Genomic DNA, 19,166 nt, shown 5'->3' on the forward strand with positions numbered 1-19,166 from the left:
GGTAATGGGTCAGCTGGACGGACCGCGTGGCTGCGCGGTCGGCAGCGTCGCGGGGTTGGGCAGCGGCACGACGCCGGCTGCGCTGCGGGTGACGGTGTCGTTGTCGACGATCGAGGCGTTTGCCGGGTTCGATGGGTTTGCCATGTTTGCTGCGTGGGCGGCGTTGGAAGTGCCTTTCGCCGTGGCGTTTGCATTCGCTGTCGCGGTGACGCTGGATTGAGTGGCTGCGTTGGCGTTGGCATTGGCATTGCCGTTGGCGACCACTACGCCGCTTGCGCCGCCGGCTCCCGAAGCCGCATTCGCCGCGGCTGCCGCATCGCTATCCGACGCTGGCGGATCGATCGCGTAGATATGTTTGACGCCGTCTGGCGTCTGCGCGTAGCGGACGTCGTCGGAGGAAATCATTTCGGAATACGACGCCGCGCTCGGGTTGGCCGCGGCGATGCTGGTGTTTTCCGCGGCTTCCACGACCACGTTTTTCACATTCGAATCCAGATCGGCCCGCACGCGCGCCAGCGCGGCGTCGAGATCCGCGCGGCTGCTGACGGCACCTGTTATCGCGAAGTTGCCGTCGCCGAGATAGCGCACGTGAGCGCCCGCAACGCCGAGCGAATCCTCGATGCTGCGCGCGTCGTTCTGTGCGACGTCGTAGTTGCGCGAGATGCCGGTCGTCGAAATCCGCGCGAGCAGGTTGCGCACGGCGTCGTCGTCGGCGGGGCTCGTGACCATGCCGGTCACCACCACGGTATTGCCCACTGCATGCGCCTGCAAACCGCTCACGTGGGCCGCGGCCAACGCTTCGCTGACGCGCTGCGCGCGGTCGTCCGCATTGCGCGGCAGGGCGGCGCGGCTCATCTGCGTGGTCGTCAGCAGCGAACCGGCGACGATCACGATACCGAGCGCGAAGCACGCCACCACGGCGCCGACATAGCGGCGGCGCTTCTTGCGTTCGGCGGCGAAACGCGCTTCGGCGGGGCGCGTCAGGAGCATCGACAGCAGGTCGAGGTCGGACGGCCACACGGCGTCGTCCGCGCCGACGCACAGGATCATGTCGTCGAATTGCATCGGCACGAAGTCCACCAGCAACACCACTTCTTCCGCGACGGCGGGCTGTGCTGGCTGCCCGTCTGCCGTGTCCACTGTCTGCACGGCCGCAGCCGCGACGCGCTGTGCGCTGACCACGCCGCTCGCATCGACGTGCAGCAGCGCATCCGCACCGCGCCAGTCGGTGAGGCGGATGTCGGCATCGTCGTCGGCGCCGACGCGATGCGTGCCCGGCGTGAGCTGCAATTGCGCTCCCGCGTGAACGCCCGTCAGTATCCGCAGCAGTTTCATCGTGCTCGCACAGGGTGGATGGGAGGAGAACCGGGGCGCGCGCGGTGCACGGCGCGACCGGCCCGATCGACCCTAATGTAGCCGCCCGCTATGGCATGGTCGGGAGCGGATGCGAAGGCGCCGCATGGGATGCGAAGCCGCGCGGCAAACCGCCTAGCGGCCGCCGCCAGGAAAGGCCCGGCGCGGGCCTGGCGGGGGCGTCGGCGCGCCGGGTGCGGCTGCATGGGCGCTTCTTTCAGGGGCAGACTCGGTTGCGCCAGATGTACCCAACGCGCCCGCGGTCCCCGGCGCCTCGGAAGAGCCTGAAACCGGCGACCGCCCCAACGTGCCGCTGCGCATCACGCACAACGTGTCGATCGACCGGTTGAGCTGCGCCGCATTGGACGGTTTGTCGGCATGCAGCCAAAGCAACGGAAACAGCAGGTTGAAACGCTGCACTCGCTCCGGCGGCGGCAAGCGCGTCACGCCTTGGGCGGTCGACCCGCCCGTACGCTCACGCAACGCAGCTACGCCGGATCCCGCACCTGGCTGCGACGCGGCAATGCTGCCGATCCGCTGCTGCACGCCAAGCAGATCGATCGCCTGTTCCAGCACGCGCGCGTCGATCGGCATCTGCGGATTGGCGGCCAATTGCTCGCGCAGGTTCAGCATGTCCGTGCGCCACGCATCGCGCACCGCTGCGGCGCGCGCGCCTTCCTGCCCCGGCTGTGCATACTGTGCGGCGATCGCGTCGAGACGGCCCGGCGGTGGAGGCGGCACGGCGTTGCGATCGCCGCGCGCCTTGATCGACGGCGCCGCGCCGGAATCATGTTCATCGCTATGATCGCCCTGCGAATGGCCACCGCCGCCACGCCCGCCGCCGTCGCGGTTGACCTTATGGCCCTCGGCATGATGCGCTTCGGCGTCGTCCGGGCCGTCGTCGTCGAGCCCCCCGGCATTACTGCGCTGCTTCTTCGCGGCGCGACGTTTGCGTGCCAACTGATCGGCCATTCGCTTCGCACGCACCGAGCTCACCGACGGACCACGCTGCGCGTCGTTGCCGTAAGTGAAATTGGTGGTGCCGCGATACAGCGCCGCGAATTGCGCGCCGTTGCGAGCACCTTGCGCATTGGCCGCTTTCTGCTGCGACTGGGCGACGTGTTGTGCCTGGGCCGCCGCCGTATCGCTGCCCTGATGAGAGATGCGGCTCATGTCGATCGCCTCGCAGGTCGGTCAGGCAGTGCGCCGCTTTACAGCGGCACGGCTGCCTGCATCATTTCGTTGGCGAAGTGCAGAATCGCCGCGCACGAGAGCGGCGCGGCGACCACGATCACCACCGTCACCGCGATCAGCTTGACCGCGTGCGAGAGCGTCTGGTCCTGCATCGACGTAATGGCCTGCAGGAACGACACGCCGAGCCCGACCACCGCCGCGACGATCACCGCCGGCAGCGATACGGTCAGACACAGCAGCATGCCCTCGGTGGTAAAGCGGATCAGCGAATCGATTTCCATGTGAGTTTCCCTAGGCGGTCGTTCCGACTACGCGCGCTATTTGTAGGACATCACGAGACCGTGGATCAACGTCGACCAGCCATCCATCACGACAAACAGCAGCAGCTTGAACGGAATCGCGACGTTGGTCGGCGTGACCTGGTTCAGGCCCATCGCGAGCAGCACGTTCGCGATGATCAGATCGATCACGATAAACGCGATGTACAGCAGAAAGCCGATCTTGAACGCGTCGGTCATTTCCGTCAGCGTGAACGCGGGCGCCAGCACGATCAGATCGTCTTCCTTGATCTGCGAGGCTTCTTCCTTCGGCCACACCACGGAAGCCGAGCGCAGGAAGAAGCGCTTTTCGCGCTCGTTGGTGTGCTTGACGAGGAACGCGCGGAACGGCTCGCGCGCCGCGCCGAATGCCTGAATCAACGCTTGCGAAGGCTGGGCGGCGAGCTGTTGCCCTTCGAGCGATTTCGCGGCGAGCATGCCGATCGGCGCCATCACGTAGATGGACACCAGAATCGCGATGCCGTTGAGCACCATGTTCGGCGGTACCTGCTGCACGCCGAGCGCATTGCGCAAGAGGCCCAGCACTACGACGATTTTCGCGTAAGACGTGACGACCATGGCAACGAAGGGCAGCAGGCTGATCGCGACGACGACCAGCAGCAGCCCGGTGATATCACTGAATTGGACCATGCCTGTGCGCCATGCGAATGATGCGGATGCCGAGATGCTCGCCGACCGTCACCAGCTCGCCATAGCCGATGGTCTGTCCGTGTGCGACGAGCCGCAATTGCGCGTCTGCCACGGGTACGGGCAGTTCGAGCACGTAACCGGGGCCGAGCGCCGACAACTGGGCGAGCGGTAGTGCCACCGTGTCGATCTCGAACTGCACCGGCAGCTCGAGTTCGCCGATCCGGATCGGGTCGGCGGGGTCGTCGATGGCGAGCCCGGCGTCGGCGCTCGCCGGGTCCAGCTCTTCTGACATGTTCGGCTCCTTGACGATGACGAGCGACTGCCCGTCGAGTTCCACAGCGGCGCACACACGGGTGAGCCCGGGGGTTCCCCACGCGGCGACGGCACGTGGCCGCGCGTGAGGCGAAGAGGGATCGTTCGAGGCATCGAGCAGCGTTGCATCGAGCGAAGGGAAGGCGGCGCGCAGCAGCACGTCGCCGGGTTCCAGCGCGTGCAGTGTGTCGACGGGTAAGCGCTTGACGCCGAGGATCAGGCTGCCGGGGACGGTGAGGTCGAAGGCGGTTTCTGGTGTGCGATCGGGCGACGCCGATGATGCGGTTGAAGCGGCTGCTGCGTGTGATGAAACCGACGCAGGCGCGGGTTCCGTACGTAACAACCGGTCGAGCAGGTCATAGCACGCGGGATCGGCGCTGAGCGCGGCCTGATAGCGGCGTTCACCGAGCACGAACGAGAGTGCGACGACAGGTGCGTCGGCATTAGCCTCGTTCAGCCGCCCGCGGCGAACAGCGGCGACACGTGGGCCTTTGAAACCTGCGCGGATCAATCGCTCGAATAGTGGTTCCAGCACGACGCCGGCAACAGCCTGACGTAACGCGACGTCGGCGGGAGGCTTCGTGGTGAGCGCGTCGCTGTCCGGCCACGCCGCGATCGAGAGGGCCGGATAGTCGCGCAGATCGAGAGCAACGCGCATGGCGACGGTCGAATTGCCATCCGCCGAAGCGAGCGTTAGTTCGATGACGCCCGGGTCCGCGTAAGCCGCATCAACGCTGTGTGCATCGATCAAGGCGGCGTGCCATTCGGTGACGCCGAGCGTCGCATGCAGATAACCGGCGACCCGCGCATCGCAGACCGTGCGCGTCACGCGCGCGGCGGCGCGGCCGATAGCTGGTAGACGCAGCGGCGCGATCGGCGTAACGGGTGTTTCGACCACAGCCGCATCGTGTGCCGGATTCCTTATCGTTGCGATCGGCATTGCAGCTGCACCGTGCTGCTGCTGCTGCGCGCTACGAGCAACGTCGCTCGACCGATGCGTCGATTCCACCGCGGCGGCACGCTCGCGCGCCGTATCGCCCGATATAGGGCCCACGCCCGAGGTCCGCTCGCGCGCGGCGTGCGGATCGGTCGCGGCTTCGTCTTCGGTTGTCGGCTCGTCGAGCGGATAGGTCATGCGCAGGGAATCCGTCACCACACAGTGAGTTCGATTTCGCGGGCTTCACCCCACGCGCGCAGCAAGGTATCGAGTTCTCGCTCGAGCAGTGCGCTGTGTTCCAAGAGTAGTTGCCTCGTTGCCGTATCCGGCGTGTCGAACCGAAGCTGCAGACTGAAACGCGAAAGCGTCAGATACAGCGTGGTCTGCGGCAGCAGTTTCTGATCGAGCGGCAACTGCACTTCCCAGTTGCCGGCTTCTGCAATCGAAGGATCGCCGCAGAACGCGCCGATCTCACGCGCAAGCGAGCCGAGCAGTTGCACGAAGCGTTGCTGCTGCCGGTAGACGGCAGTCACGACCGGCGCTGCGGCATCGGCGACGCGCGCGCCGATCGCAAGACGTTCGGGCGATGGCGTGCTGTCCGCGTTTGCCGAAGGATTCGCGTCAGCGCCGGACGCGGTGCTCGCGGACGCGTCAGAGCCCGCATCGCTCCCGCTGCGTTCGAACGGGCGCGGTGCAGACGGAGCAGGTGCATCAGCAGTGTCTTCGGCGGCATCCGCTTCGTCTCCACCTTGCGAACCTGCATGCGCATCGGTGTTCGCATTGCTATTGAGCCGATGCAACGTACGACGCCGTCCGAGCAGCGACGCGTAATCGAAGCCGCGCCCACCTGATCCGCGCGAGGCTGTACGCGCGTCGATTTCGTCGGCCGTTTCGCTGTCCGCTTCGCCGGGAATGACACGCACGTGGCGCGAAACGATGTGCGTCATCGTCACGGCCTCAGATCGACACACGGCCGAGCGGCCGCAATTCAACGTGCTCGCCGAGTTCCTGATACGAATACACCGCAAGCCAGCCGAGCCGCGCCTCGATCATGCGCCGCACGTAACGGCGAATATCCATCGACGTCACCAGCGCCACCCCCTCGCGCGGCACAGCGCCGACGAAGGACTGGATCTTGTCGATCAGCAACGTGGCTTCGTCGGGCGGCAAGGCGAGGAAGTTGCCGGTCGGCGTCTGCTTGATCGATTGACGGATATGCTGTTCGACCGGCATGTCGAACAGCACCGCCGACAAGGTCCGCTCGCCGCTCGCGGCCCGATGCGCGAGAAAGCGCGAGAGGTCGCCGCGCACGTACTCGGTGAGCATCAGCATGTCTTTTTCTTTCGGTCCCCACGCGATCAGACTTTCCATGATCGTGCGGACATTGCGGATCGAAATCTGCTCTTCGAGCAGACGGCGCAGCACGTCGGCGATCCGTTGCGGCGGCAGCACTTTCTGCACTTCGGCGACGAGGCCCGGATAGTCGCTCCCCAACTGATCGAGAATCCATTGCACTTCCTGAATGCCGAGAAAGAGGGGTGCGTGCCGCCGCATCAGTGCGACCGACGCATGCGCGATCGCCTGTTCCGCACGCCACACCGGTGTTTTCGGCGGCACCGCACGCTCTTCGAGCCAGCGCGTCGGCGCGCCGCTCGTGTCGATTGGCGGACCGGCTTCGCATTGCGCAATGAGCGCGTCCATGGCCTGACTTTCTTCGCTCGTCAGCGTGACAGGTGCAGCCGAATGCGCGAGACGGCTGGCTTCGGGCAACATCACTTTGCCGGCCGGTAGTTCGATCGTCAGTTGCGGCACATCGTGCACGAGGATCTGGCAAGTGGATGAAGGCAGCGCGGCATAGGTCCACATCGTGATACCCGGAAACGGCAGGCCGAGTTCTTCCTGCAAGCGCGCGCGTTCGGTTTCGAACGACTTGTCGAGCGCGGGCATGGTCAGCCGGGCGACCAGATCCGGCGCAATACGAACGCCGAGCGGGCAGGTGAACTGCGGTGTGCGCGCCAGAATCGCGGGCACGTCGGTCTTCGAACCCGAGCGTTGCATGGCGTGCAGCGATTCGCGTTCGTGATTTTGCTGCTGGGGCTTCTTTGCGTTCAGACGCCATGCGGTGAACGCGAGCGTGCCGGCGAGCAGCAGGAAGAGCGCGGCCGGAAACCCAGGCACCGCGGCGAAGCCAAGCAGCAACACGGCCGCGAAATACAGCGCGCGCGAACTGGAACCGAGCTGGCGACCGATCTCGTCGCCGAGCGAGCCGGGCTTGGCTTGCCGTTCATCCGCGACGCGCGTGATCATCACACCGGCCGCCACCGACAACAACAGCGACGGAATCTGCGACACCATCGCATCGCCGACCGACAGAATCGAAAAGCGGTTCGCCGCTTCGCCCGCGCTCATGTTGTGATACGCGACACCCACCGCGATACCCGCGACGATATTGATCATCGTGATGATCAAGCCCGCAATCGCGTCGCCTTTGACGAACTTCATCGCCCCGTCCATGCCGCCGTGCAACTGGCTTTCGACAGCGAGCGTCGCGCGTTTGCGGCGCGCTTCTTCGGCGGTCAGCAAATTGGCGCGCAGGTCGGCGTCGATACTCATCTGCTTGCCTGGCAGCGCGTCGAGCGTGAAGCGCGCGCCGACTTCGGCGACCCGTTCCGAACCTTTCGCGATCACGATGAACTGCACGGTGGTGATGATCACGAACACCACCAGCCCGACCACCAGATTGCCGCCCACCACCAGTTCGCCGAAGCTCTCGATGATATGGCCGGCTTCCGCATGCAGCAGAATCGACTTAGTCGACGCGATGTTCAGCGAGAGCCGGTACAGCGTGGTGAACAGCAGCAGCGACGGAAACGCGGACAGCGACACCACGTCGGGCACGTACATCGTCACCATCAGCAAGGTCACGCTGATTGTGATGTTTACGCCGAGCAGAATGTCGATCAGCGTCGGCGGTAAGGGCAGGATCATCAGCGAAATAATCGCGACGATCAGCGCGACGATGCCGATTTCACCACCGGCAGGAAGTTTCAACGTCTTCAGCATGGTGGGTCTCGTCAGTGGAGGGCAGGCGGCGGGCCGGAGGGATGCATGGACGCGCTATCGACGTGTGTCCCGGCGCCGGCGGCCAGATCGCCCTCCACGCGCCGCACGCCGATCGCATCGACCCAGCGCAAAATCGCCGCGACCGTCTCGAACAACTCTTCGGGAATCGGCTGATCGACGCCGACCTTGTACAGCGCACGTGCAACCGGCGGATTGCCGATGATCGGCACGCCCGCATCGCGGGCTGCACGCCGCAGCTCGGCAGCGCTCTCATCCATGCCTTTGGCGATCACGCGCGGCAGCGGGTGTTCGTCCGGCGCGTAACGCACCGCGACCGAATAGTGGGTGGGATTGACCACCATCATATTGGCCATGCCGACTTTCGATTGCGGTGGCGCGTTCAGCATTTCGCGCGCGAGACGTCGCCGCTCGCCCTTGATGCGCGGATCGCCTTCCTGATTCTTGTGCTCGCGTTTGACCTCGTCCTTCGACATCTTCATCTTCTTGAGGAACATGAAGCTTTGCAGCTTGACGTCCGCGGCGCCGACCAGCACGAACACCGCCGCGGCCACCATGAAGAGCTTCAGCAGCAGGTCCCAGAACATGCGCACGAGTTCCGGCAGCGGCTGATACAGCGAGCCGACGATCAGCGGAAACAGCCACTTGATGGTCTGCCACATCACGCAGAACACGATCGCCGCCTTGACGATCATCTTCGCGCACTCGATCAGCGTGCGAACCGAGAATATGCGCTTGAGGCCCGCCATCGGGCTGACGGCTTTCGGATCGGGCGTGATCGGCTTGGTGGCGATCTGCATGCCGACCTGGCCGATCGAACCCGCGATCGCGGCGAGCGCCGCGATGCATACGCACGGCACGATCGCCGACAACGCAAGGCCGCCGATCTTGTAGAACTGCGTCTGCATATTGGTCAGCGAATGGTCGCCGTTGACGAAGCCCGTGGCGATCAGCACCGCTTCGCGCATCGCGTCGCTGAAGTGGCTCGCGCCCGCCATCAGCAACAACACCACCGCCGACATCGAAATCGAATCGGTCAAGTCGCTGCTGCGGGACACCTGACCGTCTTTGCGCGCGTCCCGCAGCTTTTTCTGGGTTGGCTCTTCGGTCTTTTCGTCGCTCATGTCGGCTCGGTCGCGATGGGAGGAAGGGCGTGGGCGGGCGGGGCATGCGGTGCGTTCACGAAACGTGCGAAACGTGCATGAGGCGAGGACCGCATATCCCGCCTGACGATAGCGCCCGCGCTGAGCCCCCGTGCCGGGCGAGGCGAAGCGGGCGCGCGCATTACGAAGCGGGCAGTCGGCTTCGCATCCCATGCGCTCACTTCGCGTCCAACGGTTTGCCGCCACGCGCCGGTTGCTATGTTTGCGTCATCCTTCCCGACCGGCTGCGAACGGCACGGTCGATCTCAACGCTTCTGTCAGGAGCCCATCGCCATGACCGTCAGCACGCCGGAATACATGAATTGCAGCCCCGATGTCGTCGGCGGTCTGATCGAAACCGTTTCGACCGCGTTGCTCAGCAACTTCCCGAAGGTGTCGGCCGACCCGTACGACATCGAGCTTGTGCTCGATGCGCTGCGCGTGCTGCGTCCGCGCGTCGCCGAAATCGACACGCTCGACGGCATCCTGCATATGGTGCGCGGCCACTGGGACGACGCCATCCACGTGCTGCGCCAGGTGGGCGAGAACGCGCCGCGCTTCGGCTACGCCAAGGCGCTGCTTGCTTTCTGTCTGTCCGCTAAGGGCGACCCGGACTGGAAGCAAAGCGCGACCGAAGCCATGGAAAACAATCCGACGCGCGACACGCAATCGCTGGTGCGTGCGCTCGAAGCCCGCGAGGACCTGCTGAACGCGATGAAGGTGAAGCGCGCCGGCGGCCAGTTCGTCACGCCGAAATCGTTGGAGGCGCTGGCGGAGTTCGATGCGGAAACCGCTGAGGGCGCTGAGGCCGATGTTCAGCCAGCGGCGGCAGCGCCCGCGCCGGCTACAGCAGCCACGCCGGCTACGACCGACTACGCGCACCAGTCGTTCCTGCGAGCCTGATTTCCATCCGTTTCCGGAGCCGCACATGACCGTCAATGCCACCACGACCGCCTTGCAAGCCTCGCTCGAGCAGATGTCGCAAGGTGCGGGCGTCGCGCCGGCCGCGCAGACCACGCCTGAAATGGCCGACAAGTTCCAGTCGCTGATGCAGAAGTCGCCGATGAGCGCGCCCGCCACGCCGCAGCAGGATGGCACCGCGGTTGCCTCGAAGCTGGTCGCCTCGCAGGACGCCGAGCTGCAGCACACCGTTAACGACGCGCTGCAACTCGCCGAGCAGGCGCCGAACATGACGATGAACGAGATGAGCGCGGGCACGATTCGCATGACGCTCGAACTTGCCAGCACGCAGCTCGATCTGGAAGCGAAGATGGGCGTGGTGGATTCGTCGAAGTCGGCGATCGAAACGTTGATGAAGAACCAGTAACGCGCTTGCGCACGCCACCCTGAACGTGGCGCTGCGCCTTCGCGAACCTTGTGCATACGATGCGAGACGCCGCCACCATGTTCGACCGATTGCCGATCCGCCGCCGCGCCGCACCGTTACTCTGCGTACTCGCGTTATGCGTGACGCTGAGCGGCTGCAAGAAAGAGCTGTACGGCAACCTGTCCGAGCAGGACGTCAACGAGATGGTGGTCGCGCTGCTGGAACGCGGCGTGGATGCGTCGAAAGATACGTCGGACGCGGGCAAGACCTGGTCGCTCGACGTCGACGACGCGCAGATGGTGCGCGCCATGGAAGTGCTCCGCGCGCGCGGTTTGCCGCACAACAAGTTCGACGACCTCGGCGCTTTGTTCAAGAAGGACGGCCTGGTTTCGACGCCGACCGAAGAACGTGTGCGATTCATCTACGGCACGTCGCAGGAGTTGTCGTCGACCTTATCGAAGATCGACGGCGTGCTGGTCGCGCGTGTGCAGATCGTGTTGCCGAACAACGACCCGTTGGCGCAGACCATCAAGCCCTCGTCGGCGGCGGTGTTCATCAAGTACCGGCGCGATTCGGATATCGGCGCGCTGGTGCCGCAGATCAAGACGCTCGTCATGCATAGCGTGGAAGGGCTCACCTACGATCAGGTCAGCGTAACCGCGGTTGCGGCGGACCCGGTCGAATACTCGCAACTGCCGCAGAGCAATAGCATGCCGGTGTGGCTGATGGGCGTGTTGGCCGGTGTGGTCGTGCTGGCCGCCACGGCGCTCCTGGTGTTGGCGCGCCGTGGCGTGCTGGCGGGACGGCCGGGCGGCGAGGCGGGTGGCGCTGGAACGGGCGAGCCCGCGAGCGGCCGCTTCGCTGGATTGCTGGCGCGTTTGCGCCGTCTGCGCCCCGCGAACTGATCCGGCGACGCGGCTACGATGAACGCGCCGACCGATTTGCCTTTCATGCGGGTGGCCGCGGCGCTCGATTCGTATCGCCGCAACCTCACTACTGCAGCGCAGTGGGCCGATCCGTCGTGGAGCGCCGCGTTGCTCGGCGCGAACGCGGCGCAGTTGGAACATTGGCGTGGCGCGCTCGAGCGTGCCGGTGCAGCGGCGGTCCAAGCCTGTTCTCAGGCTCTCGCTGATGCTGTCGGTGTCAAGCCGCCTTCGTTCGCTTCGCTCACTCAAGCCGCGCTGAAACCGACGCCTGCGGGTACCGTACAGCCGAATGCCGTGCTGCTCGATGTGTTGCCGGTCCAGCACGCACTGCAGGTGCTGCGCATGCGTGCGCTGTCGTTCCGGCGCGCCGAGGTGCGTCGTCTGATCGACAAACGCACGCGATCGCAACTGTCGGAATGGACGGGTGTGGGCATCGACCGTCTCACGCAGGACGCCCATCTCGCCGATGCGCCCGATATCGCGCGTTTGGCCGCACGCGCCGCGATGCCGCCGTTGACGGCGCTGGATGCCGGGACGCTGGCGGTAGAAGGCTGCGCGCTGCTGTTGCGCGATCTGGGCGGCACGAACACAACGAGCGGCGCAAGCGGCGCGAACGAAAGCGCACGTGTGCCGTTTCCGCTGCTGAGGCTTGCATTGCCGCGCGTGCTGCCCACTCCCGCATGGCTCGCGTCCGTGCCTGAAGAGCTGGATGCTGCCGGCTCCGCACGCCTCTTCGCGCGTCTATCCGACCTGCTACCGGAGTTTGCATGGCTATTTGGTTGAAGCACGCGCGCTCCGCCTTTGGCGAAATCGATGCCAACGCTTCGTTCGCCCGAGTCGGCGCGGCTGCGGATGTGATTCCCCGCGCGACCTTCGGCGAGCTCGTTTCGATCGACGCAGCCTATGCGGCGCTCGCAGCCGAACGCGATGCGCTGCTCGCCGACGCGCGTGACGAGGCGGCGCGCATCGTCGATGCAGGCCATGCGCAGGCCGCCGGAATCGCCGAGCAGGCGCAGCGCGAATACGACACCGCCAGCGAACAGGGCTACCGCGACGGTTGCGATCGCGCGCTCGCCGACTGGATGCAGCGTCTCGCCGACGTCGCCGATGCGCAGAGCCAGTTGCAGATCCGCATGCGCGAGCGGCTCGCGCAGATCGTGGCGTCGGCGGTCGAACAGATCGTGCGCGTGGAGCGTCATGAGGCGTTGTTCGAACGGGCGCTCGCGACCGTCGACCGCATTGTGGAGGGCGCGACCTATTTGCGTGTCGCCGTCCACCCCGACGACTACGCCGAAGCCAAAGCCACCTTCGACCGGCTCGCCTCGCGCTGGCGCGATCTCGGCCAGCCGATTCCGCTCTCGGTGATCGCGGACAAACGGCTCGATCCCGGCAGTTGCGTTTGCGAGTCCGACTTCGGCACTGTCGATGCGAGCCTCGACACGCAATTGCGCGCCATGCGCAGTGCCGTGTCACGCGCGCTGAAACGTTCGGTCGAAGAGGCCGATGCAAACAGCGACGAGCCGGCGTCAGCCGATGCCGACAACGACGCCGACGGATACGACCCGCGCAATGACGAGGAAGCTGCATGAGCACCCCATGGCTCACCCGCACCGTCGATTTCGACCGGCTGACCGACGAGATCGAACGCGAGATTCTCGCCGTGCCGGGTGTGACTCGCACCGGCAAAGTGCTGGAAGTGATCGGCACGCTGATCAAGGTGGCCGGTCTCGATCTGTCGCTCGGTGAGTTGTGCGAGTTGCGCGCGCCGAACGGCACCTTGCTTCAGCATGCCGAGGTGATCGGCTTCACGCGCGACGTCGCGCTGCTTTCGCCGTTCTCCCGCCTCGAAAACATTTCGCGTTCGACTCAGGTAATCGGCCTCGGCCGCTCGCTCGCGGTGAAAGTCGGTGACATGCTGCTGGGCCGCGTGATCGATAGTCTCGGCGAACCTGTGGATGGCGGTCCGCCGATTCATTCCGATACGCTACGACCGATTTTCGCTGCGCCGCCCGACCCAATGAGCCGCCGCATGATCGAGGCGCCGTTGCCGACCGGCGTGCGCGCCGTCGACGCGATGATGACGCTCGCCGAGGGCCAGCGTATGGGCATCTTTGCGCCGGCCGGCGTCGGCAAAAGTACCTTGCTCGGCATGTTCGCACGCGGGGCTTCGTGCGACGTCAACGTGATCGCTTTGATCGGCGAGCGCGGCCGCGAAGTGCGCGAGTTCGTTGAACTGATCCTCGGACCGGAAGGCATGGCGCGCTCGGTGGTCGTGTGCGCGACATCGGACCGTTCGTCGATGGAGCGTGCGAAAGCCGCCTACGTCGCGACTGCAATCGCCGAGTATTTCCGAGACCGTGGCCAGCGCGTACTGCTAATGATGGACTCGTTGACGCGTTTCGCGCGCGCCGGCCGTGAGATCGGTCTGGCGGCGGGCGAGCCGCCCGCAAGACGCGGCTTCCCGCCGTCCATCTTCGCCGAATTGCCGCGTTTGCTGGAACGTGCGGGCATGGGCGAAACCGGCTCGATCACCGCGCTCTACACCGTGCTCGCCGAAGACGATAGCGGCAGCGATCCGATCGCGGAAGAAGTGCGAGGCATTCTCGACGGCCACATGATTCTGTCGCGCGAGATCGCGGCGAAGAACCAGTACCCCGCGATTGACGTGCTCGGCAGTTTGTCGCGCGTAATGCCGCAAGTTGTGCCGGACGCCTACGTGCAGGCTGCGGCGCGGATTCGCGAATTGATGGCGAAGCATCGCGAGGTGGAGATGCTGTTGCAAATCGGCGAATATCAGCCCGGCACCAATCCGCTCGCCGATGAAGCCATCGCCAAGGCTGACGCGATCAAGGCGTTCCTGTCGCAACGCACCGGCGACTACGCTGCGCCGAACGAGACGGAAGCGCTGCTTTACGACCTCAGCGGGCTCGGCTAATGGCGGCAGGATCGATGGGCATGCAACAACGGCGCATCGTCGCGCTCGAGCGATCGTGTACGCGGCGCCGACGTCTCGACGAAACTTTGCGCGCGACGCTTACGGCGCAGCGCAATGCACAACTGCAACTCGAGGCCGCGCGTGACGCGAAGGCAGACCAGGTCGCGCACGAAGCCGGCGTGCTGCAGTTCTACCAGCATCGCATCGACGGCATGATGACGGGCACCGAACCGTTCTCGCTCGATGACCTGAACAACTGCCGTTTGTACATCGGGGTGGTGAACGACCGGCTGCGCGTGCTCGAAGCGGAACTCGCGCAAGCCGAAGCCGCCGTGCAGGAAAATACCGCCGCGATCGCGCAGACGCAGCGCGACATCGCCCTGAATCAAGGCCGCATCGATCTGTGCGGCGAACGGATTCGCGATATCCGGCGCGTTCAGGAAAACGCCGCCAGCGACGCGAGCGACGAGGAGGCCGAAGAAACCGCGCTCGCGCGACGTTTTCAGGCGCGTGGAGCGCCCGCATGAACGATATCTTTTCCGCGCTACCGCAACTCGGCACGCTGCTGGTCGGTTACATCACGTTGATCGGCGTGTGCTCGCTGCGCCTGTTCATCGTGATGTTCATTTTCCCGCCGACTGCCGACGGTTTGCTGCAAGGCGTGGTGCGTAATGCAGTCGTGTTGCTGTTCAGCTCCTACGTGGCGTACGGTCAACCCGTCGCGTTCATGCAATCGCTGCACGGCGTCATGTTGCTGGAAGTCGGTCTGCGCGAGGCGTTGATTGGACTCGTGATCGGTTTCGCGGCCTCGGTCGTGTTTTGGGTTGCAGAAGGCGCGGGCACCTATATCGACGATCTGACCGGCTACAACAACGTGCAGATCACCAATCCCACGCGCCAGGAGCAATCAACGCCGACCGCCACGCTGCTCGGGCAAATTGCCTCCGTCGCGTTCTGGGCGCTCGGCGGCATGACCTTTCTGCTCGGTACGCTATACGAGTCGTATCACTGGTGGCCGATCGTGTCGGCAGGACCGAACGTGTCGAACATCATCGAATCGTTCGTGCTGACGCAGACCGACACGCTGATGCAAACCATCGCCAAGCTCGCCGCGCCGATGATGTTCATTCTGCTGCTGGTCGACTTCGCCTTCGGCTTTGCCGCGAAGTCCGCATCGAAGCTCGATCTGATGACGCTGAGCCAGCCGGTCAAAGGCGCGGTGACGGTGTTGATGCTGGCGCTGTTCGTCGGCATTTTCGTCGACCAGGTGCGCGATCAGGTGACCTTGCGCGGTCTTGAAGCGCAGTTTCGCGTGCTTAACGAAACGACGAAGGCGCCGAATACATCGAACTCTTCCCGTCCGCCGAACAAGCCTTGAGCTTGTGTTGAGAATGCCTTGCAGAACGTCGCTGCGCGGCCGCGCCGATGCAAATCTCAAACCTTCTCAAATGCGCCGCAAATATCAGATTAATTGAAACTTCGTTTGGTGCGCCTCGCTACATTGACTCCACTCGACGCATCGCGCATGCCGCTTGCGACGCGTTCCCGCACTCAGAGGAGTCGTCCATGTTCTCGATGCTTTACTTCCCCGTGGTATCCGCGCTCGCAACGCCCGCACCCTGTGCTCACACCGCACTGTCCGGCCGATTTCTCGATACCTTGCTCGACGGCAAGCTGAACGCCGCGAGTCAGCTGGCGAGCCGCTGGGCCGACGAAGCCGGCAACGCCGAATTCGCGCCGCACGCACTGCAACTGCACGCCGATCTGCAACTGATGCTCGGCATCGAAGTCGAGGCCGAGGAGAACTACCGTCGCTCGCAAAAGCTGATCCGTTCGTCGAAGCACGCGATCCGCACCGCGTCATGCCGCAACGCCGCATGGCAGGCATTTTTCCGGCATCGGCTCGGCACGGCGCTAGCGTGCTTCTCGCGTGTCGCCGACGAGCCCGAAATCGAGCCGGCGCGCGCAGTGGAAGCGCACTTCGGCATTGTTTGCGTGCTCTACGAACTGGGCCGCACCAGCGAAGCGGCCGACGCGCTCGACGATCTTTTCGAACGGGTGGAACGCGATCTCGACGATGCAGCGGGCCACTGGCACGCGCTGCTCGCGACGCTGCGCTTCGACCTCGCCGTGCAAATGGAAGTGCGTAACGCGACGGCGCTGCGCGATCACGTTTACTGGCAATCGGGTTTGTCGAGCGAACGCGTGCCGCGGCCGGGCCAGGGGGCCGATGCGAGCGTCGACAGCCTTGCACGCGCCGTGTTCGGCGTGCGTTCGCCGTTGCTGCGCGCGCGCATCGACTATCTGCAGCAATTGCGTCTGGCCGCCTGCGCGGATCGAGATGCGATCGGCGAATTGCAGCGTCATTTGCAGTGGTCGCGCGAGCAGGGAATCGGCGACTATCAGCGCACGCTGCGCCTCGAAATTGCGCTTGCGACACTGGCCGGCGCCGCGCCGCATCTGGCCTGCTCGATTCTGGAGCCGCTGCATCAGATCGGCCGCAACGGCACCACCGGCCACCGTCAGCTCGAATATCTCTACTGCAGCGCCAAAACGCGTCAAGCCGAAGGCCGCGCGCAGGAATCGCTGCAACTCTATAGCCGCTATGCGCTCGTGGCCATGCAATGCCTGCGCGAAGACTCGCAGGTGCGCGCGCCGTTCCTGCAGCGCAGCGCGAAGGCCTCGCCGCAACTCGACGATGTCGGCGCACGTCTACCGGCCAAGTACCGCCGCGCATATAGCTACGTGCTCGACAACCTCGACCGGCGCGATCTTTCAGTACGCGAAGTGGCCGCGGAGATCGGCGTAACCGAACGTGCGTTGCAAAGCGCCTTCAAGAATTTCCTCGGACTGTCGCCAACCGAATTGATCCGCCGTCAACGCATGGAGCGGATTCGCGCGGAACTCACCGACCGGTCGTATTCGAGCGATCGCGGCGTGCTGGGCGCGGCGAGCAAGTGGGGCGTGCAAAACCGCTCGACGCTCGTGAACGGTTATCGCAAGCAGTTTCATGAAGCGCCGTCCGAAACGCTTGAACGATAACGCCGCCGCTTTGTTGCCACTGCTGCGCGTTTCGGTATTCGCGGTTTTTTCCATCACCCTCACACAGTCGACTCCATGAAATCGAAGACGCTGTTCTGCGCCGCGTGGCTCGCGGCGTCCCTGACGTTGAGCGCGCTGCAACCTGCTAGCGCGGCTCCCGTGCGATGGCGTGCCACCTCGGTGCACATCGCCGTGGAAGGCAAAGATCTGAAAGACGTGCTGCGCGATTTCACCGCGAGCCAGGGCGTGGCCGCGTCGATCGCGGGCAATGTTCAGGGCGCGGTGACGGGCCGCTTCGACATGTCGCCGCAGCGCTTTCTCGATACGCTCGCTTCGACCTTCGGTTTTGTCTGGTTCTATGACGGCAGCGTGCTGTCGATCAGCAGCGCCAACGACGTCACGCATCAGGTGATCAAGCTCGATCACGCATCCGCTTCCGATCTGCGCGCCGCGCTGCATACGATGAGTGTCGACGACGCGCGCTTTCCGGTCGTATATGACGAAAGCGCGGGCACGGCGATCGTCAACGGCCCGCCGCAATATGTGCAGATGGTGAGCGAGATCGCCCGACGCCTCGACGAGAACGCGAGCCGCCGCAGCGGCTCCGTGATTCGCGTGTTCAAGCTGAAGCACGCCTGGGCCGCGGACCACAAGGTGCAGATCGACGGCAACACGATCACGGTGCCGGGTGTGGCCACCGTACTGTCGAACATGTATCACGCGAAGCAGGAGAAGGGCGGTGGCCAATCGCAGACCTCGGTGTCGCCGAACATGCAACGCGTGCAGCCGATGAACGACGTGGGCGGCGGCAACAGTGGCGGCGCGCCGGTCATGAATCCGCCATTGCCGCCCAATATGGCAGACGGGCAAGGCTCCGCGCTCGGCGGCCTGGTCGGCAACGCGCAGCCTTCTAACTACGGCAGCACGGGCAGTGTCGGCTACGCGAACGCGCCTGGCGCCTCGCAGGCGAGCCAGCCGAGCGGCGGCGATCTGAGCTTGCCGATCATGCAGCCTGACCCGACCACCAACTCGGTGCTGATCCGCGATACGCCGCAGCGCATCGACCAGTACGCGTCGCTGATCGATCAGCTCGATACACGGCCCAAGCTGATCGAGATCGAAGCGCACATCATCGAGATCGACGACGATGTGCTTGCGCAGATCGGCGTGGACTGGCGTGCCCACAACAGTCATCTCGACTTCCAGACTGGCACGGGAACGTATCAGCAGAACAGCTACGCGAACGGCCAGATCAATCCGAACTTCGGCACTACGACGCTTGCCGACGGCACCACGGTGGTTTCCGCGACGCCGGTGGGCGCCTCGATTACCGCCGTGCTCGGCGATGCAGGGCGTTATCTGATGGCGCGCGTCAATGCGATGCAGAGCACTTCCAAGGCGAAGATCGACGCGTCGCCGAAGGTCGCCACGCTCGACAACGTCGAGGCCGTGATGGACAACAAGACCAAGTTCTTCGTGCGTGTGTCCGGTTATACGTCGGCGGATCTGTATAGCGTGTCGACTGGCGTCTCGCTGCGCGTGCTGCCGATGGTCGTGCAGGAAGACGGCCAGACGCGCATCAAGCTCGAGGTGCATATCGAAGACGGTCAGCTGACCGGCCAGCAGGTCGACAACATTCCGGTGATCACCAGCAGTGAGATCAATACGCAGGCTTTTGTCGGCCAGGGCGAGAGCCTGTTGATCGCAGGCTACAGCGTGGATAACAACTCGAACGGCGTGACCGGTGTGCCGGGCCTGTCGAAAATTCCACTCATCGGCGCACTGTTCCGCAACAACAACGACTCGCGCTCGCATATGGAACGCGTCTTCCTGTTGTCGCCGCGGGTGCTGGATCTGTAATCCGGAGCTGTTGTGAAACGAGGGGGCAGGCGCACGCAGCGCTTGCCCCCTATATGCGTTTGATGCACCGCTTTAGCGGTGGCGTGCGT

General features: G+C 64.7%; 18 protein-coding genes. 10 read left to right on the forward strand and 8 right to left on the reverse strand.

Going from position 1 to position 19,166, the window contains the following annotated elements; all coding sequences use genetic code 11:
* Positions 1-9: 9 nt before the first annotated feature.
* From M0D66_RS07565 to sctU, 8 genes are all read right to left on the reverse strand, one after another.
* On the reverse strand, positions 10-1,335 hold the full coding sequence (locus M0D66_RS07565) for a type III secretion protein (RefSeq protein WP_266210464.1): 1,326 nt from the start codon (positions 1,333-1,335) through the stop codon (positions 10-12).
* A 153-nt stretch (positions 1,336-1,488) separates the two neighbouring features.
* Positions 1,489-2,526, reverse strand: coding sequence for a hypothetical protein (locus M0D66_RS07570; RefSeq protein WP_266210465.1), 1,038 nt, complete (start codon positions 2,524-2,526; stop codon positions 1,489-1,491).
* A gap of 38 nt (positions 2,527-2,564) precedes the next feature.
* Positions 2,565-2,828, reverse strand: a complete 264-nt coding sequence (sctS, locus tag M0D66_RS07575; protein ID WP_035546645.1) for a type III secretion system export apparatus subunit SctS — start codon at positions 2,826-2,828, stop codon at positions 2,565-2,567.
* A gap of 36 nt (positions 2,829-2,864) precedes the next feature.
* Positions 2,865-3,515 (reverse strand): type III secretion system export apparatus subunit SctR, encoded by a 651-nt coding sequence (sctR, locus tag M0D66_RS07580; protein ID WP_093641338.1) that lies wholly within the window; start codon positions 3,513-3,515, stop codon positions 2,865-2,867.
* Positions 3,499-4,962, reverse strand: a complete 1,464-nt coding sequence (gene sctQ, locus M0D66_RS07585) for a type III secretion system cytoplasmic ring protein SctQ (RefSeq protein ID WP_234486557.1) — start codon at positions 4,960-4,962, stop codon at positions 3,499-3,501. Before sctQ ends, sctR begins: the two co-directional genes overlap by 17 nt.
* Before the next feature lie 14 nt (positions 4,963-4,976).
* Positions 4,977-5,711, reverse strand: a complete 735-nt coding sequence (sctP, locus tag M0D66_RS07590; protein ID WP_093641335.1) for a type III secretion system protein SctP — start codon at positions 5,709-5,711, stop codon at positions 4,977-4,979.
* A 10-nt stretch (positions 5,712-5,721) separates the two neighbouring features.
* A complete protein-coding gene (gene sctV, locus M0D66_RS07595) occupies positions 5,722-7,827 on the reverse strand; it encodes a type III secretion system export apparatus subunit SctV (RefSeq protein ID WP_266210466.1) in 2,106 nt (701 codons plus the stop codon).
* A gap of 11 nt (positions 7,828-7,838) precedes the next feature.
* Complete coding sequence (gene sctU / locus M0D66_RS07600; RefSeq protein WP_266210467.1) at positions 7,839-8,969, reverse strand: type III secretion system export apparatus subunit SctU; 1,131 nt, start codon at positions 8,967-8,969, stop codon at positions 7,839-7,841.
* Positions 8,970-9,281: 312 nt separating this feature from the next.
* Between sctU and M0D66_RS07605 the strand changes: the two genes are divergently transcribed.
* The 10 genes from M0D66_RS07605 to sctC all read left to right on the forward strand — a co-directional run bounded on the left by M0D66_RS07605 (position 9,282) and on the right by sctC (position 19,077).
* Positions 9,282-9,890 (forward strand): HrpB1 family type III secretion system apparatus protein, encoded by a 609-nt coding sequence (locus tag M0D66_RS07605; RefSeq protein WP_093641326.1) that lies wholly within the window; start codon positions 9,282-9,284, stop codon positions 9,888-9,890.
* A 25-nt stretch (positions 9,891-9,915) separates the two neighbouring features.
* Positions 9,916-10,314 (forward strand): type III secretion protein HrpB2, encoded by a 399-nt coding sequence (locus M0D66_RS07610; RefSeq protein WP_200651233.1) that lies wholly within the window; start codon positions 9,916-9,918, stop codon positions 10,312-10,314.
* Positions 10,315-10,391: 77 nt separating this feature from the next.
* Complete coding sequence (gene sctJ / locus M0D66_RS07615; RefSeq protein WP_266210468.1) at positions 10,392-11,219, forward strand: type III secretion system inner membrane ring lipoprotein SctJ; 828 nt, start codon at positions 10,392-10,394, stop codon at positions 11,217-11,219.
* Positions 11,220-11,237: 18 nt separating this feature from the next.
* A complete protein-coding gene (locus tag M0D66_RS07620; protein WP_266210469.1) occupies positions 11,238-12,023 on the forward strand; it encodes a type III secretion protein HrpB4 in 786 nt (261 codons plus the stop codon).
* The gene (gene sctL, locus M0D66_RS07625; RefSeq protein ID WP_266210470.1) at positions 12,008-12,829 is read left to right on the forward strand and encodes a type III secretion system stator protein SctL; all 822 of its coding nucleotides are present in this window, start codon (positions 12,008-12,010) and stop codon (positions 12,827-12,829) included. The genes M0D66_RS07620 and sctL overlap by 16 nt, the downstream gene beginning before the upstream one ends.
* Positions 12,826-14,175, forward strand: a complete 1,350-nt coding sequence (gene sctN, locus M0D66_RS07630; protein WP_093641312.1) for a type III secretion system ATPase SctN — start codon at positions 12,826-12,828, stop codon at positions 14,173-14,175. The genes sctL and sctN overlap by 4 nt, the downstream gene beginning before the upstream one ends.
* A 20-nt stretch (positions 14,176-14,195) precedes the next feature.
* Positions 14,196-14,702: a type III secretion protein gene (locus M0D66_RS07635; protein WP_266210471.1), complete on the forward strand. Its 507-nt coding sequence runs from the start codon at positions 14,196-14,198 to the stop codon at positions 14,700-14,702.
* Complete coding sequence (gene sctT, locus M0D66_RS07640) at positions 14,699-15,553, forward strand: type III secretion system export apparatus subunit SctT (protein ID WP_200618468.1); 855 nt, start codon at positions 14,699-14,701, stop codon at positions 15,551-15,553. The genes M0D66_RS07635 and sctT overlap by 4 nt, the downstream gene beginning before the upstream one ends.
* 188 nt (positions 15,554-15,741) lie before the next feature.
* Complete coding sequence (locus M0D66_RS07645) at positions 15,742-17,217, forward strand: helix-turn-helix transcriptional regulator (RefSeq protein WP_093641303.1); 1,476 nt, start codon at positions 15,742-15,744, stop codon at positions 17,215-17,217.
* A gap of 75 nt (positions 17,218-17,292) precedes the next feature.
* Positions 17,293-19,077 (forward strand): type III secretion system outer membrane ring subunit SctC, encoded by a 1,785-nt coding sequence (gene sctC / locus M0D66_RS07650; protein WP_200651229.1) that lies wholly within the window; start codon positions 17,293-17,295, stop codon positions 19,075-19,077.
* The last annotated feature ends 89 nt before the right edge of the window (positions 19,078-19,166 follow it).

Origin of the sequence: Paraburkholderia sp. SECH2, assembly GCF_030464795.1 — a bacterium.
Classification (GTDB): Bacteria; Pseudomonadota; Gammaproteobacteria; order Burkholderiales; family Burkholderiaceae; genus Paraburkholderia; species Paraburkholderia aspalathi.